Annotated in this window: 20 protein-coding genes and 1 rRNA gene; 19 read left to right on the top strand and 2 right to left on the bottom strand. The window is 65.3% G+C overall.

The genetic code is table 11. The annotated features are described in order from the left end of the window. Positions 1 to 168: 168 nt before the first annotated feature. A 5S ribosomal RNA gene (gene rrf / locus J2X57_RS10840) occupies positions 169 to 283 on the top strand. 220 nt (positions 284 to 503) lie between these two features. Here the strand turns inward: rrf and J2X57_RS10835 are convergent. Next, positions 504 to 1070, bottom strand: a complete 567-nt coding sequence (locus J2X57_RS10835) for a YolA family protein (RefSeq protein WP_309866882.1) — start codon at positions 1068 to 1070, stop codon at positions 504 to 506. Between the two features lie 313 nt (positions 1071 to 1383). On the opposite strand from J2X57_RS10835, the gene J2X57_RS10830 reads away from it, so the two are divergent. The 4 genes from J2X57_RS10830 (at position 1384) to glpK (ending at position 6367) form a co-directional block, all read left to right on the top strand. Next, positions 1384 to 2154: a DeoR family transcriptional regulator gene (locus tag J2X57_RS10830; RefSeq protein WP_036116147.1), complete on the top strand. Its 771-nt coding sequence runs from the start codon at positions 1384 to 1386 to the stop codon at positions 2152 to 2154. 296 nt (positions 2155 to 2450) lie between these two features. Further along, entirely contained in the window at positions 2451 to 3965 is a 1515-nt protein-coding gene (glpD, locus tag J2X57_RS10825) for a glycerol-3-phosphate dehydrogenase (protein WP_036116146.1), read from the top strand. Positions 3966 to 4007: 42 nt separating this feature from the next. Continuing rightward, a complete protein-coding gene (locus J2X57_RS10820) occupies positions 4008 to 4853 on the top strand; it encodes an MIP/aquaporin family protein (RefSeq protein ID WP_036118475.1) in 846 nt (281 codons plus the stop codon). An 8-nt stretch (positions 4854 to 4861) separates the two neighbouring features. Next, positions 4862 to 6367, top strand: a complete 1506-nt coding sequence (gene glpK, locus J2X57_RS10815; RefSeq protein ID WP_036116145.1) for a glycerol kinase GlpK — start codon at positions 4862 to 4864, stop codon at positions 6365 to 6367. Positions 6368 to 6515: 148 nt separating this feature from the next. Here the strand turns inward: glpK and J2X57_RS10810 are convergent, their stop codons facing one another. Further along, positions 6516 to 7451 (bottom strand): carbohydrate kinase family protein, encoded by a 936-nt coding sequence (locus tag J2X57_RS10810; RefSeq protein WP_036116144.1) that lies wholly within the window; start codon positions 7449 to 7451, stop codon positions 6516 to 6518. A 281-nt stretch (positions 7452 to 7732) separates the two neighbouring features. Here J2X57_RS10810 and J2X57_RS10805 point away from each other — a divergent pair, with 281 nt between their 5' ends. The 14 genes from J2X57_RS10805 to aceF all read left to right on the top strand — a co-directional run bounded on the left by J2X57_RS10805 (position 7733) and on the right by aceF (position 24468). After that, positions 7733 to 8779: a rod shape-determining protein gene (locus J2X57_RS10805; RefSeq protein WP_036116143.1), complete on the top strand. Its 1047-nt coding sequence runs from the start codon at positions 7733 to 7735 to the stop codon at positions 8777 to 8779. 32 nt (positions 8780 to 8811) lie between these two features. Continuing rightward, entirely contained in the window at positions 8812 to 9828 is a 1017-nt protein-coding gene (gene mreC / locus J2X57_RS10800; RefSeq protein ID WP_309866875.1) for a rod shape-determining protein MreC, read from the top strand. Then, positions 9825 to 10316: a rod shape-determining protein MreD gene (gene mreD / locus J2X57_RS10795; RefSeq protein ID WP_036116140.1), complete on the top strand. Its 492-nt coding sequence runs from the start codon at positions 9825 to 9827 to the stop codon at positions 10314 to 10316. The genes mreC and mreD overlap by 4 nt, the downstream gene beginning before the upstream one ends. Continuing rightward, complete coding sequence (mrdA, locus tag J2X57_RS10790) at positions 10313 to 12322, top strand: penicillin-binding protein 2 (RefSeq protein ID WP_309866871.1); 2010 nt, start codon at positions 10313 to 10315, stop codon at positions 12320 to 12322. The genes mreD and mrdA overlap by 4 nt, the downstream gene beginning before the upstream one ends. A gap of 20 nt (positions 12323 to 12342) precedes the next feature. Beyond that, a complete protein-coding gene (rodA, locus tag J2X57_RS10785) occupies positions 12343 to 13440 on the top strand; it encodes a rod shape-determining protein RodA (protein ID WP_090354594.1) in 1098 nt (365 codons plus the stop codon). A gap of 197 nt (positions 13441 to 13637) precedes the next feature. Next, entirely contained in the window at positions 13638 to 14534 is an 897-nt protein-coding gene (mltB, locus tag J2X57_RS10780; protein ID WP_309866868.1) for a lytic murein transglycosylase B, read from the top strand. Between the two features lie 95 nt (positions 14535 to 14629). Next, entirely contained in the window at positions 14630 to 15871 is a 1242-nt protein-coding gene (locus tag J2X57_RS10775) for a septal ring lytic transglycosylase RlpA family protein (RefSeq protein WP_309866865.1), read from the top strand. Between the two features lie 39 nt (positions 15872 to 15910). Continuing rightward, positions 15911 to 17128 carry a D-alanyl-D-alanine carboxypeptidase family protein gene (locus J2X57_RS10770; protein WP_036116136.1) on the top strand — a complete coding sequence of 406 codons (1218 nt, stop codon included), beginning with the start codon at positions 15911 to 15913 and terminating at the stop codon, positions 17126 to 17128. A gap of 13 nt (positions 17129 to 17141) precedes the next feature. Then, positions 17142 to 17432: a DUF493 family protein gene (locus J2X57_RS10765; RefSeq protein ID WP_036116134.1), complete on the top strand. Its 291-nt coding sequence runs from the start codon at positions 17142 to 17144 to the stop codon at positions 17430 to 17432. A 110-nt stretch (positions 17433 to 17542) separates the two neighbouring features. Beyond that, the gene (gene lipB / locus J2X57_RS10760; protein ID WP_051944020.1) at positions 17543 to 18211 is read left to right on the top strand and encodes a lipoyl(octanoyl) transferase LipB; all 669 of its coding nucleotides are present in this window, start codon (positions 17543 to 17545) and stop codon (positions 18209 to 18211) included. Positions 18212 to 18224: 13 nt separating this feature from the next. After that, on the top strand, positions 18225 to 19223 hold the full coding sequence (lipA, locus tag J2X57_RS10755; protein WP_036116128.1) for a lipoyl synthase: 999 nt from the start codon (positions 18225 to 18227) through the stop codon (positions 19221 to 19223). Between the two features lie 31 nt (positions 19224 to 19254). After that, positions 19255 to 21576 (top strand): carboxy terminal-processing peptidase, encoded by a 2322-nt coding sequence (locus J2X57_RS10750; protein ID WP_036116125.1) that lies wholly within the window; start codon positions 19255 to 19257, stop codon positions 21574 to 21576. 104 nt (positions 21577 to 21680) lie between these two features. Continuing rightward, positions 21681 to 22571, top strand: a complete 891-nt coding sequence (locus tag J2X57_RS10745; protein ID WP_308846924.1) for a mechanosensitive ion channel domain-containing protein — start codon at positions 21681 to 21683, stop codon at positions 22569 to 22571. Positions 22572 to 22728: 157 nt separating this feature from the next. Continuing rightward, positions 22729 to 24468 (top strand): dihydrolipoyllysine-residue acetyltransferase, encoded by a 1740-nt coding sequence (gene aceF, locus J2X57_RS10740; RefSeq protein ID WP_043692112.1) that lies wholly within the window; start codon positions 22729 to 22731, stop codon positions 24466 to 24468. Positions 24469 to 24482: the final 14 nt, after the last annotated feature.

The following is a 24482-nucleotide window of genomic DNA, read 5'->3' as shown; positions in this document are numbered from 1 at the left end:
CAATGCATTGAGCTTACGTGTACTAATGAGCCGTGAGGCTTGACCATATAACCCCAAGACGCTTCACCGTCTTATCTCTTAACTCGCTGTTCGACGAAAACCCGGACGCTTGTCACTCGTTTACACCCTCTGTGGAGCCGGCGCTCAATGCGCTGCTCCCACCCCTTCCCTGGCGGCTATAGCGGCGTGGTACCACCTGATCCCATCCCGAACTCAGAAGTGAAACGCGCATGCGCCGATGGTAGTGTGGCTCAAGCCATGCAAGAGTAGGTCACCGCCAGGGGCTTTATCCCAAAAACCCGTCCTCGTCAGAGGGCGGGTTTTCTTTTGCGCGCAGCGCGACCCGCAACAGGTCACCGCCAGGGGCTTTATCCCAAAAACCCGTCCTCACCAGAGGGCGGGTTTTTCTTTTGCGCGCAGCGCGACCCGCAACAGGTCACCGCCACGGGCTTTATGTTCTTGAGGCCTCTCCCTTACCGGAGAGGCCTCGCCTTATCCAACGCTCAAAGAATGTTGATCTGGGTGTACACCGTGTTGTGCGGTGCATTGGTCGACGTGTTCTGATACTTGAACAGTCCGGACTCGTAGCCGTCCACGTTGTACTCGTTGAGCCAACCGACCACCGTCTGGCCTGGCGTGCATGGCCACGTGTACTGCGTGCCGGTGACACAGATGCCGGTGCTCGCGTATTGGGCCGAACGCGGCAACTGTCCGCCATTCATGGACGCGATCGGGTTGGATCCGTACCCGATCTCCATGACGGCGACGCGGAGCTCGCCGCCGCCGTGATTGCATGTCGTGGTTCCCTTGCCATCGGGATATTCCCAACCGCACGCAGTCGAGCCCACGGCAAGGACACGGACGCTCGAGAGTCCAGGAGCGGGCGCACGTGGGACAGGCACCACGGACTGCGCGTCGATCGGCACGTGCATCTCATTGTCTGCCGCAGTCAGCGACGGCAGCGCGGTCATGGCATGCCGGGGGACGGCAAAAGCGTCTTGTGCGTGGACGCCCAGGGCGGGTGTGCAGGACAGTGTCATGGTGCAGAAAAGAAAACGAACGGAATTCAACGGAGATCCTTTGCATAGAACGGCTTGAGTCGCGTGCGACGATGGCCGGTCGTACCGTGCCAGGTATGCCATGCCGTGCCGCGCAGCGACGTGATGAGTAACGCGTCGGTGCCGCGTTACGCAGCTTGGGAACGAAGCCCACGGACTGCGCAACAAGGATCGCGTCTCGCGCTTCCCACGAATGTCGGATTGAGGCCGCACCAGTACGCTGAATAGGCAAAGGTGTGATCGTCGACGCATCGACGCCGGTGCAACATGACACTCGTCCGATTAGACGCCATCATGTCGGCGCGTCGTGCAAGAAGGGAACGTCATGGATTTACGCCTCAATCGAAGACAGGAAGAACTGGTCGCGATCGTCCAGCGCCAGGGCTTCGTCGGTGTCGATGAACTCGCCAGCCACTTCGACGTGGCGCCGCAGACCATCCGGCGGGACCTGAACCTGCTTGCCGACGGCGGGTTGATTCGCCGCTACCACGGCGGCGTCAGCACCCCGACCAGCAGTGTCGAAAACGTGGCTTACGCGGCGCGCCAGACATTGCAAGCGGCGGAGAAGGGCCGGATCGCCGCGGCTATCGCCGCACAGATTCCCGACGGGTCATCGTTGTTCATCAACCTCGGCACGACCAACGAGGGGGTGGGACGCGCGCTGCTCGAGCGTCGGGACCTGCGTGTCATTACCAACAATCTCAACATCGCCTTGCTGCTCAGTGAAAACCCGACGTTCGAGGTGATCGTCGCCGGCGGTGTGGTCCGGGCTCGCGATCATGGTGTGACAGGCGAGGCCACCATCGAGCTGATCCGTCAGTTCAAGGTGGACTACGGGATCATCGGCATCTCGGGTATCGAGCTGGATGGCACCTTGCTGGACTTCGACTTCCACGAAGTGCGTGTTGCCCAGGCGATCATCGAGCACTCGCGCCAGGTCTACTTGGCGGCGGACCACACCAAGATCGGCCGCAACGCGATGGTCAGGCTGGGTGACTTCAGCCGGGTGGATGCCTGGTTCACCGATAAGACGCCGCCGGAGCCGTTGCTCCCGGTGATCGAAGCGGCGGGTACGCGGTTGTTTGTGGCGGACTGAGGGGCGTCACCGCCCCCAGCGCGGCTTCCCAGCGCCTCCCCAGACGGCTCGTGGGCCCGCCCTCGCTTCTTGAAAGACTTACCCAGCTCGCATTACAGACAAATCGTACGCTGCAGTGCAGCGTGCGATGTTCGTTTGTGTTCGAATATGCTCCTTTCAACGCGGGCGACGCCTTGCCGATGGTTTGACATGTTCGTTTTTGCGCCCTTCGGGCGCTCCCTCAGGGAAAACGAACGTACCCGAGCGTAGGGTTCTCTCCTCAGCAACGCGCCGCCCCCAGCCAAGTGGGGTGGGTAATGGTCGAGCAGGTCGATGTTCTGGTGGTCGGTGGCGGCGTCAACGGTGTCGGCATCGCGCGTGACGCCGTGGGCCGCGGGCTCTCGGTGTGGCTGTGTGAACGTGACGATCTGGCCTCGCATACCTCGAGCGCGGCGACCAAGCTGATTCATGGTGGCTTGCGCTATCTCGAGCAGTTCGAGTTCGCCCTCGTGGGCAAGGCACTCGCCGAGCGCGAGGTGCTTCTTCGCGCGGCCCCGCACATTATCTGGCCGTTGCGTTTCGTCCTTCCGCATCAGCCGCATCTGCGCCCGGCGTGGATGATTCGTATCGGACTGTTCCTCTACGATCATCTGGGCCGCGGTCGCCGCACGCTGCCGGGCTCGCGCCGCGTTCGTTTCGCCAAACACGTCACCGGCGAGCCGATGCGCGATGACTTCGCGGTAGGCTTCGTCTATTCCGACGCCTGGGTGCAGGACGCACGTCTCGTGGTGCTCAACGCCATGGACGCCGTGCACCGCGGCGCCAAGGTGGAGACGCACACCAGGTGCGTCAGCGCACGTCGTGACGCGGACGGCTGGACGGCTGAACTCGAGTCCCGCGACGGCACCCGCCACTTCGTCAAGGCGCGGGCGCTCGTCAACGCCGCGGGTCCGTGGGCCGCGAGTTTCCTCGACGACGTAGTGCACGTGAAGCACACGCACTCGCTGCGCCTGATCAAGGGCAGCCACATCATCGTTCCGAAGATCTTCGATCATCGCTACGCGTATATCTTCCAGCAGCCCGATCGTCGCATCGTGTTCGCTATCCCGTACGAGCGCGACTTCACGCTGATCGGCACGACCGACGTCGAGTACAAGGCCGACCCGTCGCATCCGGAAATCGACGCCGACGAGACGCGTTACCTTTGCGACGCCGCCAACCGTTACTTCAAGAAGCAGCTGACGCCGGACGACGTGGTCTGGAGCTACAGCGGCGTGCGTCCGCTGCTGCAGGACGAAGCGGGCAGCGCCTCGGAAGTGACGCGCGACTACCTGCTCGACATCGATCAGACCGGTGGGGCGCCGCTGCTGAACGTCTTCGGCGGTAAGCTGACCACGTACCGCAAGCTGTCCGAAGAGGCGGTCGACAAGCTCGCCCCGCTGCTGGGTAACGACAAGCCGGCGTGGACGGCCGACGCGCGTCCGCTGCCCGGTGGCGGTGAGCGCGACATCGACGCGCTCACCGACGACATCCGGTCGTCACGTCCTTGGTTGCCTGAGACCTTCGCATGGCGGCTCACGCACATGTACGGCACGCGTGCCCGCGATCTGCTGGGCGAAGCCGATGGCCTCGATGCGCTGGGGACACACTTCGGTTCCGACCTGTACCAGGCTGAAGTCGACTACCTGATCCGGCACGAATGGGCGACCGAAGCGGAAGACATCCTCTGGCGGCGCAGCAAGATCGGCCTGCGTGTCGGTCCGGACGACGTGAAGCGTCTTACCGAATACCTCAATCAGCGGGTCCCGAAGGGCCCCGCCATTAACCCGTAGCGCTCACGCGCTGCCCCTGCCATGAAACCGATGGAGAGACGGATCATGCGACAAAATATAGGCGAGTTGATTTCCGAAGCCCTGGCGATGTTCATCATCATCGCTTTCGGCGATTCCGTAGCATGCATGTACGTGCTCTACGACCCTAGTCCCTATCTGAATGCCTACTGGGGTGTCTGTATCGCGTGGGGTCTCGCGGTCACCATCGCGATCTACGCGACCGCATCGGTGTCCGGTACGCACGCCAACCCGGCCGTAACGCTGGCCCTGGCGGTATTCCGCGACTTCTCCTGGAAGAAAGTCGTGCCTTACTGGATCGCCCAGGTGATCGGCGCGTTTCTTGGCGCGGCTATCGTCTATGCGCTGTTCGGTCCGGTCATCGATCACTTCAACGCCACGCACAACCTGACCCGTGAAGCGGGCGGTGCGGCGGGCGTGTTCTTTACGCATCCGGGCCTGGCCGTCTCGCCCATGCACGCGCTGTCCGATCAGATCATCCTCACCGCTTTCCTGCTGTTCGGTATCTTCGCCATCACCGAGCAGTACAACGAAACCGCACCGGGCGCGAACAACGGCGCGCTGATCATCGGCCTGCTGGTCGCCACCATCGGCGCGTCGATGGGCTATCTCGAAGCATGGGCGATCAACCCCGCGCGTGATTTCGGTCCGCGACTGTTCGCCTACTTCGCCGGCTGGGGTCCCTCGGCGCTTCCGTCGCCGGACAACTACTGGTGGGTGCCGATCGTCGGTCCGCTGATCGGCGGTGTCGTCGGTGGCGGCGCTTACCAGCTGCTCGTGCATCCTTTCCTGCCAGCACGTCAGCGTGCGCTTGAAGAAGCGCGCCAGAAGGCGGCGCGCGGCACATCTTCCACCAACACCATTTCGTGAGGCCGCAGATGAGCAAGCAGAAATATATCCTCGCCATCGACCAAGGCACCACCAGCTCTCGTACGATTCTTTTCGACCACGACGGCAACATCGCCGGCACCGCGCAGCGTGAGTTCCCCCAGATCTTCCCGCAGCCGGGCTGGGTCGAACACAACCCGCGCGAAATCATGACCAGCGTGCTGTCGACGATGACCGAGGTCATCAGCAGCTCCGGTATCGACGCCAGCTGTATCGAAGGCATCGGCATCACCAACCAGCGCGAGACCGCGGTGGTGTGGGACAAGAAGAGCGGTCAGCCCATCTACAACGCGATCGTCTGGCAGTCGCGCCAGACCGCCGACATCTGCGAGAAGCTCAAGGCCGACGGCCATGACGAGATGGTGCGCGAGAAGACCGGCCTGCTGATCGACGCGTATTTCGCCGGTACCAAGGTGCGCTGGATTCTCGACCATGTCGAAGGCGCGCAGGAGAGGGCCGAGGCGGGCGAGCTTCTGTTCGGCACCATCGACACCTGGGTGATCTGGAACCTCACCGGTGGCAAGGTGCACGTGACCGATTACACCAATGCGTCGCGCACGCTGATGTACGACATCTACAAGCGCGAATGGGACGATGAGCTGCTGAAGATGCTCAACGTGCCGCGCGCGATGCTGCCGGAGGTGAAGTCGTCCAGCGAGGTCTACGGCAATACGCTGGCCAAGCATTTCTTCGGGCGCGAAGTGCCGATCGCCGGTATCGCCGGTGACCAGCAGGCGGCCTTGTTCGGTCAGGCATGCTTCGAGCCGGGTCTGGCCAAGAACACGTACGGCACCGGCTGCTTCATGCTGATGAACACGGGCGAGAAGGCCGTGCGGTCGAAGAACGGCCTGCTCACCACCATCGCGTGGGGTGTGGACGGCAAGGTCGAATACGCGCTGGAAGGCAGCATCTTTGTCGCCGGTTCCGTCATCCAGTGGCTGCGCGACGGTCTGCGCATGCTGGGCAAGGCGTCGGATTCGCAGTCGTATGCGGAACGCGCGAAGGACAACGATGGTGTGTACTTCGTGCCGGCGTTCGTCGGTCTTGGTGCGCCGTACTGGCGCAGCGATGTGCGTGGCGCTGTGTTCGGTCTCTCGCGCGGTACGACGAAGGAACAGTTCATCCGCGCCGCCCTCGAGTCGATGGCGTACCAGACGCGCGACGTGCTCGAAGCGATGCAGATCGACTCGGGCATCGAGCTGAAGGAGCTGCGAGCCGACGGTGGTGCGATCGCCAACGACTTCATGGCGCAATTCCAGGCGGACATTCTCGACGTGACGGTGTTGCGTCCTAAGGTGCAGGAAACCACGGCGCAGGGCGCGGCGTACCTCGCCGGCCTCGCGGTCGGTTTCTGGAAGGACCGTGCGGATATCGCCAAGCGCTGGGCGGTCGATCGCAAGTTCGAGCCGGCGATGACCAAGGAAGCGCGTGACGACCTCTACGAAGGCTGGAAGCAGGCGGTGACGGCGACGATGGGGTTCAAGCCCAGGAACTGACGCGGCCGTGTGGGGGTGCGCCCTGCGCGTGATGGGCTTTGTCGCGGGGTGGGTCGCGCGCGGGGCGCGCTCCTACCGTTTGCTGCTTGAAAAAAGGGGCGACGCATCGATGCGTCGCCCCTTTTTTCAAGCATCTTACAAGCGGCTATCAGCCCAGCTTGTAACCGAACTGGCTTTCGAACTCGGTCGCGAACTGCTCGTACGTGAAGTACTGGTTTTGCGTGCCCGGATGCTCGACCTTCAGCGCGCCCATCAGCGACGCCATCTTGCCGACGGTCGGCCAGTCGTAGCCCTTCATGATGCCGAAGATCAGGCCGGCACGATACGCGTCGCCGCAGCCGGTGGGGTCGACCACCTTGTGCTCGCGTGCCGGCGGGATCTCGATCGTCTGGCCGTCGACGTGGATCAGCGAGCCGCGCGGACCCTGCGTGATGATGTACGCGGTGACCTTCGACGCGATGTCCGCCGCGCTCCAGCCGGTGCGCTGCTGCAGCAGCTGCGACTCGTAGTCGTTGACGATGACGTACGTGGCCTTGCCGATCATCGAGCGGAACTCGTCGCCGTTGAACAGCGGCATCGCCTGGCCCGGATCGAAGATGAAGGGCACGCCGCGTGCGGCGAACTCGTCGACGTGCTGCAGCATGGCTTCGCGGCCGTCCGGCGCGACGATGCCGAACTGATAGTCCGGGATATCACGCACGTGGTTTTCGTGCGCGCTGGACATGGCGCCCGGATGGAAGGCCGTGATCTGGTTGTTGTCCAGATCCGTGGTGATAAAACACTGCGGGGTGAACTGGTCGTCGAACTGGCGGACGCCATCGAGGCGGATGCCGAATTTCTCGAGGTGCGCGCGGTAGGGCGCGAAATCCTGGCCGACGGTGGCCACGGGCATCGGTTCGCCGCCGAGCAGCTTCAGGTTGTATGCGATGTTGCCGGCGCAACCGCCGAACTCGCGGCGCATGGCCGGCACCAGGAACGACACGTTCAGGATATGCACCTGGTCCGGAATGATGTGGTTCTTGAACTGGTCCTGGAACACCATGATGGTGTCGTAGGCGAGCGATCCGCAGATAACGGCAGTCATGCTTGGGCGACCCTGAAAGGATGAATGGCGCGGCCGTGAGCCGGCCGCCGCGAGCGCCGAACGCGAGGGGTTCGGCAAACCGACGGATCGTACCCAAAATCGTCCGCCGAGGCGACAGGTACTTACGTACAGAATTACGGATATGCGTCACCTTTCGCTCGCATCCATCGGACTTACAAGACTTTCTTAACTTCTTCGCCTCCGCTCCGCCCTTGCGTGGGGGAGGGCGCCAATCTAGACTTCCACGCTTACTTTTTGCCGCAACGGGCGCCCGCCGCATCATGTTTAAGAAGTTCCGCGGACTCTTTTCGAACGACATCTCCATCGATCTCGGTACGGCGAATACGCTCATCTACGTGCGCGGGCAGGGCATTGTCCTGAACGAGCCGTCGGTCGTGGCCATCCGTCAGGATCGTGGCCCGGGCGGCCCGCGTGCCGTCGCCGCAGTGGGTGGCGACGCCAAGCGTATGCTCGGCCGCACCCCGGGCAATATCGCCACGGTGCGTCCGATGAAGGACGGCGTCATCGCCGACTTCACCATGACCGAGGCGATGCTCCAGCATTTCATCAAGCAGGTGCACCGCTCGCGCATGCTGCGTCCCAGCCCGCGCGTGCTGGTCTGCGTCCCCTGCGGTTCCACCCAGGTGGAACGCCGCGCCATCAAGGAATCCGCCGAAGGCGCCGGTGCGCGCGACGTGTTCCTGATCGAAGAACCGATGGCCGCCGCGATCGGCGCCGGTATCCCGGTGCACGAGGCCCGTGGCTCCATGGTTCTCGACATCGGCGGCGGTACCTCCGAAGTCGCCGTCATCTCGCTCAACGGCATCGTCTACTCGCAGTCCGTGCGGGTGGGCGGCGACCGCTTCGACGAAGCCATCATCAACTACGTGCGTCGCAACCACGGCACGCTGATCGGTGAATCCACCGCCGAGCGGATCAAGCTCGAAGTCGGCTGCGCCTTCCCGCAGAGCGAAGTCCGCGAGATGGAAATCTCCGGCCGCAACCTCGCCGAGGGCGTGCCGCGCATGTTCACGATCAACTCCAACGAAGTGCTCGAAGCCCTCCACGAGCCGCTGTCCGGCATCGTGGCCGCGGTCAAGGCGGCGCTGGAGCAGACCCCGCCGGAGCTCTGCTCCGACGTGGCCGAGCGCGGCATCGTGCTCACCGGTGGCGGCGCGCTGCTGCGCGATCTGGATCGCCTGATCTCCGAGGAAACCGGCCTGCACGTGCAGGTGGCCGACGACCCGCTCACCTGCGTGGCGCGTGGCGGCGGCAAGGCCCTGGAGATGATCGACCAGCACGGCAGCGACTTCTTCGCTTTCGAATGACCGCCGCGCTCGCGGCGCCCGGACGTTAGGCCGTGGCGCTGAATCGCGACGACAAGTCGCCGCTTTTCGCACCAGGCGTAGCGGGAACGCTACGCCTGATCGTGTATCTGGCCCTCGCCTGTGTCCTGATGGTCCTCGACCACCGGGGCGGCTGGCTGGCCAACGTGCGCTACGGCCTGTCGATCGTCATCGAACCCGTTTACCGGATCGCCGGCCTGCCATCGCAGGGTTTCCAGGCGGCCACGGTGGCGTTCGCCGATCGCCAGCGCCTGACCGAGCAGAACCAGCGCCTGCGGGAAGATCTGCTGCTGGCCAATGCCAAGCTCAACCGCATGGCCTCGGTCGCCGAGCAGAACCAGCGCCTGAAGGAACTGCTCGATACCCAGCACAGCCTCTCGCTCAACGTGCAGCTCGCGCGTCTGGTCGGCGTGGACCTCGGTCCGTTCCGGCACCGGATCGTGCTCAACCTCGGCGCCCGCGACAAGGTGCAGCAGGGGCAGGTGGTGATCGACGCGCGTGGCGTCATGGGCCAGATCGTCGACGTGATGCCGACCACCTCGGTGGCCATGCTGATTACCGATCCCAACCACGCCATTCCGGTGACCATCGAGCGCACCGGCCTGCGCACCGTCGCCTATGGCTCACGTGCGGGCGACATGCTGACCCTGCCGACCATTCCGGTTTCGGCTGACGTGCAGGCGGGCGACAAGCTGGTCACGTCGGGCCTCGGCGGCCGCTTCCCGCCGGGCTTCCCGGTGGGGGAGATCCGTGACGTCGCACAGACCGCATCGGGAACCTTTCTCTCCGCGCAGGCCAAACCGGCCGCCGATCTCGACCGCAGTGAAGACGTGCTGCTCCTGCACGACCTGGCCGAGCCGGCGGGTCCGCCGTCGCTCGCGCCGGAAGCGGGTCCGCCGGCCAGCATGGCGCCCGATCCGAACACACCGCCCGCAGCCCCGACGCCCGCGCCCACGCTGCCTTCGGTGACCTCGCCGACCACGAGTCGCGTCGCGCCCGCGCGCGCATCCACGGCCGGGAGCACGCCATGAACCGTATCCGCGTCCGGCAGCTCTGGTTCGCGGCGACGCTCCTGCTGTCGCTGTTCCTGATGCTGATTCCGTTGCCGGGTCCGCTGACGCCGTTCAAGCCGTACTGGCCGGCGCTGATCCTGCTTTACTGGTGCCTGCAGTCGGGCGACCGGGTCACGCTTGGCATGGCGTTCTGTCTGGGCGTGGGCGCGGATCTGTTCGACGGTGTGTTGCTGGGCGAGCAGGCACTGCGACTTACCGCGATGGTCTTCATCGCGCTGCGCTTCCGCTCGCGGCTGCGTTTCTTCCCGATGTGGCAGCAGGCGCTGGCCGTGCTGGCCCTGTTGCTCAACGACCGCGTGCTGCTCCTGCTGATCCGCGTGCTCGGCGGCGATCCCGTGCCGCCGGCGGAATACTGGATCTCGCCCTTCGTCGGCGCGGCCTTGTGGCCGTTCGTGTTCCTGATCCTGGACGACCTCCGCGCACGGCTGCGCATCCACGAGACATGAGCACCCGGCGCGCCTCGATCAAGGAGGTCCGTGGCGAGGTGGCGCTGTTCCGCCGCCGCGCGCTGGCCGGTTTCGCGCTGATTCTGGCCGGTCTGATCGCCGTGTGCTGCCAGTACGTCAACCTGCAGGTCAATCACCACGACGAGTTCGCCACGCGTTCGGAGCAGAACCGCGTGAAACCGCGTGCGATTCCGCCCGCGCGTGGCCTGATCTTCGATCGCAACGGCGTGCTGCTGGCCGATAACGTGCCTGCGTTCCGGCTCGAGGTGACGCCCGAGCAGGTCGGCAACATGGACGCCATGCTCGCCAGGCTCGGCGCCATCGTGCCACTCAGCGATGACGATATCGCCACGTTCAAAAAGCAGGTGAAGGGCAGTCGTCGCTTCGAAGGCGTGCCGCTGAAGCTCAAGCTGACCGAGGACGAGATCGGCCGCTTCGACGTCAATCGCTGGCGGTTTCCCGGCGTGGATGTCGTGCCTTACCTGACCCGTCGCTACCCGCTGGGTCCGGCGCTGGCCCACGTCATCGGTTACGTCAGCCGGATCGACGTGGACGACCTCAATCGCATGGACGACGAGGAAGAGGCCAGCTACAAGGGCACCACGCACATCGGTCGCATCGGCATCGAGCGCTCGTACGAGAAGCTGCTGCACGGCGCGCCGGGCTACGAGCTGGTCGAGGTGAATGCGGACGGCCGCACGCAGGCCGTGCTCGACACCACGCCGCCCACGCCGGGCAAGAACATCTACCTGAGCATCGACGTGCGCCTGCAGAAGGCGGCCGAGGATGGACTCAACGGCCGTGCGGGCGCGGCGATCGCGATCGATCCGCGCAATGGGCAGGTGCTGGCCTTCGCCAGCGAGCCCAGCTTCGATCCCAACCTGTTCGTCAACGGCATCAGCTCGGCGGACTATAAGGCACTGACCACCTCGCCCGACAAGCCGCTGTACAACCGTGCGCTTCGCGGCGTGTATCCGCCGGGTTCCACGGTGAAGCCCTTCCTCGCGCTCGGTGGCCTCACGATGGGGATTCGCCGGCCGTCGGACACCGTGCTGTCGACGGGTGAGTTCTGCATCCCCGGCCAGTCGCGCTGTTATCGCGACGACGTGCGCGGCGGTAACGGCACGGTCAACATGGTCCGCGCCATCGAACTGTCGACCAACACCTATTTCTATCGTCTCGCGCTCGACATGGGCATCGACCGCCTCTCCCAGTGGATGGGGAGTCTTGGCTTCGGCAAGAAGACGGGCATCGATCTGGTCGGCGAAGTCGAGGGCATCCTGCCGTCGCGTGAGTGGAAGGCGTCGCGCAGTAAGGCCGGCTGGTTCCCCGGCGAAACGATCATCGCAGGCATCGGTCAGGGTTACTGGGCCGTGACGCCGCTGCAGCTGGCGCACGCGGTCGCGACGTTCGCCGGGCGCGGCGTTCCCTACACGCCGCACTTCCTCCTCGATACGCAGGACGGTGTGGACAGCCCGCGCGTGGCTCAGTCATTCCCGCCCTCCGGTCCCTCCGTGATTCGCAAGGAGGCCGACTGGGAAACCGTCAACGACGGCATGAAAGCGGTGATTACCGGCGGTACCGGCAAGAAGCTCGGCATTGGCTTTCCGTACGTCATCGCGGGCAAGAGCGGCACGGCCGAGCGCTTCTCGCGCACCACCAACGCCTACGACCAGAACAAGAATTCGGCCTATCTGGCGTCGCGCCACCGCGCGCTGTTCATCGCCTACACGCCGGCGGACGACCCCAAAATCTCGGTGGCCGTGGTGCTGGAGGCCGGCGCGTGGGGCGCGCAGGATTCCGGCCCGATCGCGCGCAAGGTGCTCGATCAGTGGGTGGTCGACGAGGGTGGTCCGCGTCCGGCCGAAGCGCCACCCGGCCCCATCGCGACCGCCGATGCGCCGCCCGAGGCGGCGCCGCCGGAAGACGCTTCCGCCCAGGGCGTGCAGCCCGCCGGTGCCGCCAGCAGTGCGGAGCCGCCCGACGACAATGGTGAGGACCAGTGACCGTGATCGCCAACCTCTCCATGCGGATGAAGCGTTTCGGCCTGCGTCTTCTGAGCCGTCCGCGCCTCGACATTCCGCTGCTGCTGGCGCTGTTCATCCTGGCCTGCGTCGGCCTGACCACGCTGTACAGCGCGGGCAATGCCGATGCCAGTCTGGTGACGGGGCAGGCCATGCGCTTCGGTCTCGGTGCCGTGCTGCTGGTCGTCATCTCGCGGATTCCGCCGCCGGTGCTGCGCTCGTGGACGCCCTGGCTGTACATGGGCAGCACCGCCTTGCTGGTCGTCGTCGCGATCCTGGGCGAGGGCCGCGGCGCCTATCGCTGGCTGGATCTGGGTGTCATGCGTTTCCAGCCGTCCGAACTGCTCAAGCTGACCATGCCGATGATGGTCGCCTGGTACCTGCATCCCCGGCAGCTGCCGCCGAGCTGGAAGGACATCGCGGTGGTCGGTCTGCTGATCGCGGTGCCGGCCGGTCTGATCGCGAAGCAGCCCGACCTGGGCACGGCGCTGCTGGTGGCGGGAGCGGGTGCGTTCGCGCTGTTCCTTTCCGGCATGGCCTGGTGGCGCATCGGCCTGATCGTCGGCGCCGTGGGCGGCGCCATTCCCGTGGCCTGGCAGTTCCTGCACGAGTACCAGCGCAATCGCGTGCGCACCCTGCTGGATCCGGAATCCGACCCGCTGGGCAATGGCTGGCACATCATCCAGTCGAAGATCGCCGTCGGCTCCGGCGGCGTGTTCGGCAAGGGCTGGCAGCACAGTACGCAGTCGCGCCTGGAGTTCCTGCCCGAGCACACCACCGACTTCATCTTCGCGGTCTTCTCCGAGGAATTCGGCCTGATCGGCGTTATCGGCATCATGCTGCTGTACGCGTTCATCATCGGCCGCTGCCTGTGGATCGCGATGAACGCGCGCGACACGTACTCACGCCTGCTGGCCGGTGCCATCGGCATGAGTTTCTTCGTCTACGTGGCGGTCAACGGCGGCATGGTCGCGGGCATTCTGCCGGTGGTCGGCGTGCCCATGCCGCTGGTCAGTTACGGCGGTACGTCGGCCGTCTCGCTGCTGACGGGCTTCGGTGTGCTGATGTCGATTCACGCCAATCGCAAGCTGCACGATTGATGGCTGAACAGCGGCCGAAACGCGCCCCGGATGCGCCACAGCTGCGTGTTACCCTTCGGTGCATGGATGAAGTTCTGACTGCGCGCCGCGCCCGACCCGCACGCCACCTCCCGCGCCTCGCCGGCGCGTTGATCGGTATCCCCCTGCTTTTTGCAGCGTCCGCGCATGCTGAGACGCATCCTGGCCAGGATGCGCTCGTGCGCGAGGTGGCGAAGGACACCGGCAAGAGCAAGGCCTCGCTGAACACGTTGCTCGACAACGCGAAGAAGCAGCAGGCGATCCTCGACGCGATCAGCCGACCCGCCGAGGGCAAACCCTGGCGCGATTACCGTCCGATTTTTCTCACCGAGCAGCGGATCGCCGCCGGTGCCGCGTTTTACGAGGAACACCGCGCGCTGCTCGACGGCATCGGCCGCAAGTACGGCGTGCCGCCGGAATACATCGTCGCCATCGTCGGTGTCGAAACCTTCTACGGCAAGAACACCGGCAAGTGGAAGGTGATCGATGCGCTCACCACGCTCGCGTTCTACTACCCCAAGCGTGCGCCGTTCTTCCGCGAGCAGCTGAAAACGTTGCTCGAACTGCCGTCGAACCACCTGGGCGGGCCCGTCGACACGCTGACCGGCTCCTATGCCGGCGCGCAGGGGTGGGGCCAGTTCATGCCGTCGTCCATCCGCGACTGGGGTGTGGATTACGACCACGACGGCCGTATCGACATGAAGGGCTCGATGGGCGACATCTTCGCCAGTATCGCCAACTACTTCGTCGAGCATGGCTGGGAGCGTGGCGGTCCCGTGGCGGCGCGTGCGCAGCCCGATACGCGCGTGCGCGCGCCCGACGTCCCGAAGGACTGGCGCCCCGTGGCGCCGGTGGAATCGTTCGTCGCCGACGGCTTCGCACCCGTGCAGCATCTCAACCCGGGTCGCGACGCACAGCTGGTGCGTCTCGACGGGCCGTCGGGTGACGAGTACTGGTTCACCTTCCAGAATTTCTACGTGATCACCACCTACAACCGCAGCCCGATGTACGCCATGGCCGTGAACCAGCTGGCGCAGGCCATCCGCGAGCGCGCCGGCGGACCCGCCCCGCGATGAGGCATCGCGCCGGTACGGCGGCGATGCAGGGTAGGAGCGCGCCCTGCGCGCGACATCCTTTCGCGTCGTGTTCCGGTGTTGGGCGTGTGCTCTCGATGGCTGCCTGGGGGTATCGCGCGCGGGGCGCGCTCCTGCGCGTTGCCGCTGTCCTGCTGGTCGCGTTGTTGCTCAGCGCCTGCGGCGGCTCGAAAAATACTCGCCCGGCCTCGCGTGGCGGTAGCAGTGGCGGCTCCTCATCCTCATCGCGCGGCGGCTACGACGACATCCGCAAGTCGCAGGGCTCCCGCTATCGGTCCAGTTCCGACAGCGTGCCGACCGAGATTCCGGATGTCAGCAAGCTCCCGGAGCCGGTGCCGAAGGTCGAGCCACGCTCGCTCTACGGCAACAAGAGCCCGTATTCCGTTCTCGGTCAGACCTACAACGTGTTGCCCTCGCCGCGCGGTTACGTCGAGCGCGGCATCGCCTCGTTCTACGGCAACAAGTTCCACGGCTACAAGACCTCGAGCCTCGAGGAATACGACATGTATCAGTTCTCCGGCGCGCACAAGACGTTGCCGCTACCGAGCTACGCACGTGTCACCAACCTCGAGAACGGCAAGACGGTCATCGTCCGCATCAACGATCGCGGTCCGTTCCATGAGAACCGCATCATCGATCTGTCCTTCGCCGCGGCCGTGAAGATCGGTGTCTGGCCGAAGGGCACGGGTCTTGTCGAAGTCCGCGCGATCGATCCGACGGAAGCCAACAGCGATCGCGGCGCGCCGTACGGCAACACGGCGCCGAAACCCGCGCCGATCACCGCGCCACCGCCGCCGCCGCGGGTGGTCGCCAGCGCGGCGGCGCCAGCGCCGGTCGGTGCGCGGCCCGCGTCCACGCCCGAGCGCGCGCTGGCGCCGCGCGCACCGTCGCAGGATATCGATGCCCCGGTCGGTGGCACGGCTGTGGCTGGCGTCAGCCCCGCCGAGGGCCATGTGCCCGGCATGACCGGGGTGTCGCCGACCGAAGCGCTGCCGCCCCTCGCGGGCGCGGGCACCGGGACAGGCGCCAAAGCCCCGGCTTCCAGCCCCTCCCGTGGCCCGGTCGCCGCCCCCGTGGTCGGCAAACCCACCATCTACCTTCAGGTCGGCGCCTTCTCGGATGCCGCCAATGCCAACCGCGTCGCCGATCAGCTGAACAAAGCTGGCCTTGGCCCTGTCAGTGTGATCGAGACCGCCGTCGGCGGCCGCAGCGTGCGCCGGGTCCGGGTCGGGCCCATGGCTGACGTCGATACGGCCGATCGCGTGACCGACCAGATCGCTGGCATGGGTCTGCCCCGCCCCTCGGTCGCGGTAGACTGACCTTCTTTTTTTGTTGCATTTGACTGGACCGTTGAAACGATGAAGCTTCTGCCTCGCTCCCTGTTCGCTTTTGCCGCCGCCGCGCTCGTCGCGGGTGTCGCGGCGCAGCAGCCCCCCCGTCCGCCCGTCGTGCCGCGCCCGGTGGTGCCCGAGGCGCCGGTGCCGCCGCCGCCGGACGTCGAGGGCAAGAGCTGGGTGCTGATGGACTACAACACCGGGCAGATCATCGCGTCGAAGGACATGGACGTGCAGCTCGAGCCGGCCTCGATCACCAAGATCATGACCGACTACGTCGTCTCGGCCGAGCTGGGCAACGGCAAGATCCACAACGAAGATCCGGTCACCATCAGCGAAAACGCCTGGCGCGGCGGCGGCGCCAGCACCGACGGCTCCACCAGCTTCCTCAAGCTCAACAGCCAGGTGAAGCTGAAAGACCTGCTCTACGGCATGATCATCCAGTCCGGTAACGACGCCGCCATCGCGCTGGCCGAACACACCGCGGGCTCGGAGCCGGCCTTTGCCAATCTGATGAACGCGTACGCCAAGCAGCTGGGCATGACGCATTCGCAGTTCCAGAACGCCTCCGGTTATCCGGTCGCCAACCACTACACCACCGCGCACGACATCGCGATCCTGTCCCGCGCGCTCATCCACGACTTCCCCGAGGACTACGCGATCTCGGCCGTCAAGGAGTTCGAGTGGAACGGCATCAAGCAGCACAACCGCAACCTGCTGCTGTGGCGCGACAACACCGTCGACGGTATCAAGACCGGTCACACCGCGGCGGCAGGCTACTGCCTGGCGGCGTCGGCCAAGCAGGGTGACGCCCGCATGATCGCCATCATCATGGGCGCCAACAGCGAGAAGGGCCGTGCGGATGCCGCGCTGGCGCTGCTCAATTACGGTTTCCGCTTCTTCGAGAGCCATAAGCTCTACGAAGCCAACAAGCCGCTGGCCACGCCCAAGCTGTGGAAGGGCGCCGAGAACACCATCCCGCTCGGTGTTGCCGAAGACGCGATGGTGTCGGTCAAGCGCGGCGACTACGACAAGCTCAAGGCCAACCTCGACATCCCCTCGACCCTGATCGCCCCGTTCAAGAAGGGCCAGCAGGTCGGCACGCTGCGCGTGACGCTCGACGGCCAGCCGGTGCTCACCGCGCCGCTCGTGGCCCTGAACGACGCGCCCGAAGGCGGCTTCTTCTCGCGCCTGTGGGACACGATCATGCTGTGGTTCCACAGCGACGGCGACAAGAAGTAAGAGGGCTCGGGCGATGAAGGAAATCGACTTCACTGACGCGCAGAAAGACGGCAAGGGCTTCCAGTTCCCGGGCGAGTTCGAGATCACCGCGATCGGCAACGCCAATGCGGGTCTGGACAAGCACGTGCCGGCCTTGCTCCACGGTGTCGGCCTCGAAGTACTGCACGAGACACTGTCGACCAAGCTGACCCCGGCCGGCAATTACCAGTCGGTGACGGTGAGCTTCGTCGCGCCGACGCGCGAGAAGTACCTCGAGGCGCATAGCACCTTGCGTGCGGACGAGAATATTCGCTTCACGATGTGATCCGGGCATGCCCCTGTAGGAGCGCGCGGGGCGCGCTCCTACAGGGGGCTATCCTTGTTTAGCGCGGGCATCGCCCACAATTCCTCGGCATCCCCTCCGACCCCATCCTCATGACCCACCCCCTCAACGTCCGCCGGCTGGGGCGCGTCCCCTACGAATCCACCTGGAAGGCCATGAGCGCCTTCACCGACAACCGCACCGACGACACGGTCGACGAGCTGTGGCTGCTGGAGCACGACCCTGTCTTTACGCTGGGACAGGCCGGCAAGGAGGAGCACGTGCTGGCGGCGGGGGATATCCCGGTGGTCCGCGTGGATCGCGGCGGTCAGGTGACCTATCACGGGCCCGGCCAGATCGTGGCCTACCCGATGATCGACCTGCGCCGTGTCGGGGTGGGCGTGCGTGAGCTGGTCTGCCGCATCGAGCAGGCCATCATCGATACTCTGGGCGAATGGAACATCGGCGCCGAACGTCAGGAAGGCGCGCCCGGCGTCTACGTGGCTGGTGCCAAAGTGGCCGCCCTCGGCCTGCGCATCCGCCGCGGCTGCAGCTTCCACGGGCTGGCCTTCAACGTGGACATGGATCTCGAGCCTTACCACCGCATCAATCCCTGCGGGTACAAGGGTTTGGAAGTCACCCAGGTGCTAGACTTGGGCGGTCCGTCGCGGTTGGTGGACGTGGAAGACGTCCTGGTACAGGAATTCTGTAAGCAGTTCGGCTTCCATGCCGTCGCCGCCGACTCCACTCTCCCCGAACTCCCCGCCCGCGTCGCGGTCTGAGGACGTAGCCGTTATGAGCCAAACCTCCGCCACTCCCTCCCGCAGCATCCCCATCGCCGTCGTCGACAAGCCGGGCGAGAAGATGCTGGGCAACGACAAGATCGCGCTCAACCGTGCGGGCTTCGATACGAACGTGCCCGTTCTGCGCAAGCCGGGCTGGATCCGCGTCCGTCTGCCGCAGGGCAACGCCGTGCAGCAGCTGAAGGCGCGCCTGCGCGAAAACTCGCTGGTCACGGTCTGCGAGGAAGCGTCCTGCCCGAATATCCACGAGTGCTTCTCCAAGGGCACCGCCACCTTCATGATCCTCGGCGAGGTCTGCACCCGTCGCTGCTCGTTCTGCGATGTGGCCCATGGCCGCCCGCAGCCGCCGGACCCGCTGGAACCGGCGCGCCTGGCCGAGACCATCCGCGACATGCGCCTGAAGTACGTGGTGATCACCTCGGTCGACCGCGACGACCTGCGCGACGGCGGTGCCGAGCATTTCGCCTCGTGCATCCGTGCCGTGCGCCACGCCAGCCCTAACATCCGCATCGAGATCCTGACCCCGGATTTCCGCGGCAAGGGCCGGATGGAGCGCGCGCTCGAGGTCATGAAGGACTTCCCGCCGGACGTCTTCAACCACAATCTCGAGACCGTCCCGCACCTCTACCGCGAAGTGCGCCCGGGCGCGGATTACCAGTGGTCGCTGGACCTGCTCAAGCGCTTCAAGGCGCAGCATCCCGAAGTGCCGACCAAGTCCGGCATCATGCTGGGCCTGGGCGAAACGATGGAGCAGGTGCTCGAGACCATGCGCGATCTACGTAACCATGACGTGGACATGATCACCATCGGCCAGTACCTGCAGCCGACCGCGCATCACCATCCGGTGGTCCGTTACTGGACGCCGGACGAGTTCGAGGCGCTGCGCGTCGCGGGCGAAGAGATGGGCTTCGGCCATGTCGCTTCCGGCCCGTTAGTGCGATCCTCCTACCATGCCGACCTGATGGCTCACGCCGCCGGTGTCGTCGAATAAACGATTTGAAGCACTCCGAGGCTGCGACTACATGACCCTTCGTCCCGCGTTCGCTCTCCTGCTTGCCCTCTCGGCGGCGGGCGTCCAGGCCCAGACCGCCAAGCCGCAGCCGGACACAGCGCCCGCGACCAAGCCGGCCGCACCGCAGCCGAAGGACGCGTCGGAAGCTGCGACCTCGCCCGAGCCGCAGCGTAAGGAATCCACCCTGCCGCTGAAGGCCACGCCGGCCGAAGCGCAGGCCTCGCAGTTGTCGGCGCGCTTCCTCACGCGCTTCCACTATCAGGCCCAGCCGCTCGATGACGCCATGTCGGCCAAGATCTACAAGGCCTACATCGAGTCGCTCGACAGCGAAAAAGTCTTCTTCACGCAGGAAGATCTGGCCAAGTTCGAGCCGATGAAGACCCAGCTCGACGACGCCATCTGGAACCAGGACCTGACCGCGCCGTTCTCGGTGTTCAACCTGTACATCACGCGTGCGGTCGACCGCATGAACTACGCGCGCAGCCTGCTGGCCAAGGGCTTCGACTTCAGCGGCAACGAAAGCTTCAACTTCGACCGCAAGAAGGCCGCCGCCCCGAAGAACCAGGCCGAGCTCGACGACGTGTGGCGCAAGCGCACCATGAACGACTGGCTGCGCCTGAAGCTCGCCGGCAAGACCGACGACGAAATCCGCAAGACCCTCGACAAGCGCTATGCCACGTACATCTCGCGCGTGCGCCAGCTGGATAACGAGGACGCGACGCAGGCCTTCATGACCGCGTACGCCAACTCGACCGACCCGCACACCGATTACCTCGGCCCCCGCGCCGCGGACCAGTTCGACATCGCCATGCGTCTGTCGCTGGAAGGCATCGGCGCGGTGCTGCAGGCGCGCGACGACTACACCACCATCCGCGAGCTGGTCCCCGGCGGCCCGGCCATCAAGTCCGGCAAGATGAAGGCGGGCGACCGCATCGTTGCCATCGGTCAGGGCGAAACCGGTCCCATGGTCGATGTGGTCGGCTGGCGCCAGGACGACGTGGTCAAGCTGATCCGCGGCAAGAAGGACACCACCGTCCGCATCGAGATTCTTCCCGCCGATGCCGGCGTCGACGGCAAGCACAACGTCGTGACGCTCGTCCGCAAGAAGGTCACGATGGAGGAGCAGGCCGCCAAGTCCAAGGTCATCGACGTCAAGGACGGCGATGTCACGCGCAAGATCGGCGTGATCGACCTGCCCACGTTCTATCAGGACTTCGGCGCCCGCCGTAACGGCGACGCCAACTTCAAGAGCGCCACGCGCGACGTGTCCAAGCTGCTCACCGAGCTGAAGGCGCAGAAGGTGGACGGCATCATCATGGACCTGCGCAATAACGGCGGCGGTTCGCTGTCGGAAGCCACCGAGCTCACCGGTCTGTTCATCGACACCGGCCCGGTCGTGCAGGTGCGTGACGCGCGCGGCCAGATCGACGCGCAGGGCGACGACGTCCCGGGCATGTCGTGGGACGGCCCGATGGCGGTCATGGTCAACCGCGGTTCGGCGTCGGCCTCGGAAATTTTCGCGGCGGCCATCCAGGACTACGGCCGCGGCATCATCATCGGTGAGCCGACTTTCGGTAAGGGCACCGTGCAGAACCTGGTCGACCTCGACCGTTTCGGCAAGGCGCAGACCGGTGAAGACGCCAAGTACGGCGAGCTGAAGATGACGATCGCGGAATTCATCCGCATCAACGGCGACAGCACGCAGCTGCATGGCGTGACGCCGGACGTCCAGTTCCCGCAGAACGGCGATGCGAAGGAATTCGGCGAGTCGACCTATGACAACGCGCTGCCGTGGCGTCATATCGACCCGGCTGACTACAAGCCGGTCGCCGACCTCAAGCCGATCATCGGTCCGCTCAACCAGAAGCACGACGCACGCGTCGCCACCTCGCCCGCGTGGAAGCTGATGCTGGACGAACTCGCCCAGTACAAGAAGCTGCGTGACAAGACCGACATCTCGCTCAACTTCGCCGCCCGTCAGGCCGAGCGCAAGCAGTACGACGCGCTGCAGACCGACTTCCGCAATCGTCGCAAGGCGATCTTCGGTGGCGATGGCAGCGCGGCGGATCCGAACGACGACGACACCACCGGCGACGATGGCCTCAACGCCAACGAGCGCAGCCTGAAGTCCGAGATCAAGCAGGAAGCCGACGCGAAGAAGGCCAAGGACACGCCGCTGGACGAAGCCGCGCACATCGTCAGCGACGAAGTGGCGCTGATCAAGGCGGACCCGAAGGTCGCCGCCGAGGTGCTTCCGTACGGCGGCAGGAAGATCGACACCCCGCAGACGGCGCAGGTGCCGACCAAGCCGGCGGCTACCAGCACGCCGTAACGAAGAAGGCGCCGAAAGGCGCCTTTTTTGTGCCTGGAAACCACCTTTTCACTTCGTCGCTGCTAGCCTCGTCGCGCACTTTTCCACCGTCCAAAGGCAGCCCCATGAACGACTTCCTCGACCGTATCGGCGTCGATGCCGCCATGCGCACGCTCATCCTCTCGTACTCGGTACGCATCGGCCTCGCGATTCTGCTGCTGGTCATCGGCTTTTGGCTCGCGGCACGCCTCGCCAACATCGGCCGTCGTGCACTCGAGCGCGCGCATGTCGATGTCACGCTGGCGCTGTTCCTGCGCAACGTCGTCTACGGCGTCCTGCTGGCGCTGCTCTTCATCCAGGTGCTCGGCACGGTCGGTATTCCCACCGCTTCCTTTATCGCGGCCATCGGCGCCGCCGGACTCGCCGTCGGCCTCGCGCTCACCAGTTCGCTGTCCAATCTCGCCTGGGGCGTGCTGCTGATTCTGTTCCGGCCGTTCCGCGTGGGTGATTACGTCACCGTCGGCGGCATCGATGGCACGGTGCAGAGCGTCAACCTGATGCATACCTATCTGATCACGCCGGACAACCGGGAAGCCGTGGTGCCGAACGCGAAGGTCGGCGGCGACGCGATCATCAACTATAACGTGCGTGGCACGCGTCGCTTCGAGTTCAAGGTCGGCATCGGCTACAGCGACGACATCGGTAAGGCGATGAAGGTGATCACCGATCTGTTCGATGCGGATCCGCGCATCCTCAAGGATCCGGCGCCGGGCGTCTGGACCGATGCGCTCGGCGACTCCAGCGTCAACCTCGTGATCCGCGCCTGGACGGCGGTGGCCGACATGCAGGGGGCGCAGACGAATCTGCTGCGTCGGATCAAGGAGCGCTTCGACGAGGAGGGGATCACCATTCCTTATCCGCAGAGCGAGATCCGGGTGATCGGCAATCCGGCGCCGGCGGCGGAAGGGCAGGGCAAGGTCGATGGCCCGGCTGCGAATCCGCTCAATCCGTCGTGACTCTCAGTAAAAGCAGAAATTCATCCCAACGACCGTTTGAATCGTGGGAAAAGCTGCTTGAGGGATTACAATCGACCGGTTGCGCCGCAGCATAGGCGCCTGTCTTTCCCCGCCGGTGGGTTTGCCGCCCTCCGACGCCTGTTTTCTAGGAGGTTCCATGGCCGACGTCAAAGAAGCCCGCGTCCCCGATATTGGTGGTAGCGCGGTCCCCGTCATCGAAATCATGGTCAAGGTCGGCGATCGCGTCGAAAAGGACCAGAGCCTCGTGACGCTCGAATCCGACAAGGCCACGATGGAAGTGCCGGCGCCGTTCGCTGGCGTCATCAAGGAACTGAAGGTCAAGGTCGGCGACGAAGTCGACGAAGGTCACGTGATCGCCCTGGTCGAAGCCGAGGGCGATGCCCCGGCCGAAGCGCCCAGGGCTGACGCTCCCAAGGCCGATGCACCGAAGGCTGCCGCTCCGAAGGCCGACGAGGCCAAGGCCGCCGCGCCGGCTCCGGCTCCGGCCGCCGCCAAGGCACCGTCCGCCTCGAAGTCGTCGGGCCCGGTCAACGTCACCGTCCCCGACATCGGCGGCAAGCCGGTGCCGATCATCGAGCTCATGGTCAAGGTCGGCGATACCGTCGAGAAAGATCAGAGCCTGATGACGCTCGAGTCGGACAAGGCCACGATGGACATCCCGGCCCCGGCCGCGGGCGTCATCAGGGAACTGAAGGTCAAGGTCGGCGACGAAGTGAACGACGGCGACCTGATCGCCGTGCTCGAAGGCGCCGGCGGCGAGTCCGCTGAAGCGGCCTCGGCCGACGCACAGCCCGCCGCTTCGACCGACAAGCCCGGTATCTCGGAAGCCCCGGCCGAAGCACCGAAGCGTGCCGTCGCCTCCGACGCCTCGACCTCGGAAGCCTCGAAGTCCGAACCCGCCGGTGGCACGCCGCGTACGCCGCCGGTGTCGTTCGACGCCAGCGTGATCATGCCGGGCAATGCCCCCTACGCCAGCCCCGCCGTGCGCGCATTCGCACGCGAGCTCGGTGTCGACGTCGCCCAGGTCAAGGGCAGCGGTCGCGGTGGCCGCATCCAGCGCGAAGACATCTCCGGCTACGTGAAGCAGGTGATGGCCTCGGGTGCGTCCCCGTCGAAGGGCGGCGCGGTCGCCGGTGGCAATGGCCTCAGCCTGCTGCCGTGGCCGAAGGTCGACTTCTCGAAGTTCGGCGACATCGAAGAAAAGCCGCTCGGCCGCATTCCGAAGATCTCCGCTGCGAACCTCGCCCGCAACTGGGCGATGATTCCGCACGTCACGCAGTTCGAAGATGCGGACATCACGGAGCTCGAAGCCTTCCGCAAGAAGCTCGGCGAAGAGAACAAGGACCTCAAGGTCACCCCGCTGGTGTTCCAGATCAAGGCGGTGGTCGCGGCGCTGAAGAAATTCCCCACGTTCAACGCGTCGCTCGATGCGGCCGGTGAAGTGCTGACGCTCAAGAAGTACTACAACGTCGGTATCGCCGTGGACACGCCGGACGGCCTCGTCGTCCCGGTCATCCGCGATGCCGACAAGAAGGGTCTGCTCGAGCTCGCCGCGGAACTGGGCGAGATCTCGAAGAAGGCACGCGACAAGAAGCTTACCGCCGCCGACATGTCGGGCGGCTGCTTCTCGATTTCCTCGCTCGGCGGCATCGGCGGTACGGCGTTCACGCCGATCGTCAACGCGCCGGAAGTGGCAATTCTGGGCGTTTCCAAGGCGGCGATGAAGCCGGTGTGGAACGGCAAGGAATTCGCGCCGCGCCTGATCCTGCCGCTGTCGCTGTCGTACGATCACCGCGTCATCGACGGCGCCCTGGCCGCACGCTTCGCCGTGTATCTCGCCCAGCAGCTCGGCGACATCCGTCGCCTGTTGCTCTGACCGGAGACGACACG

The sequence above is a fragment of the Luteibacter sp. 1214 genome (assembly GCF_031455395.1).
GTDB lineage: Bacteria > Pseudomonadota > Gammaproteobacteria > Xanthomonadales > Rhodanobacteraceae > Luteibacter > Luteibacter mycovicinus.
The sequence above is the reverse complement of the archived record's forward strand: the minus strand, read 5'-3'. Positions and strand labels throughout refer to the sequence as shown.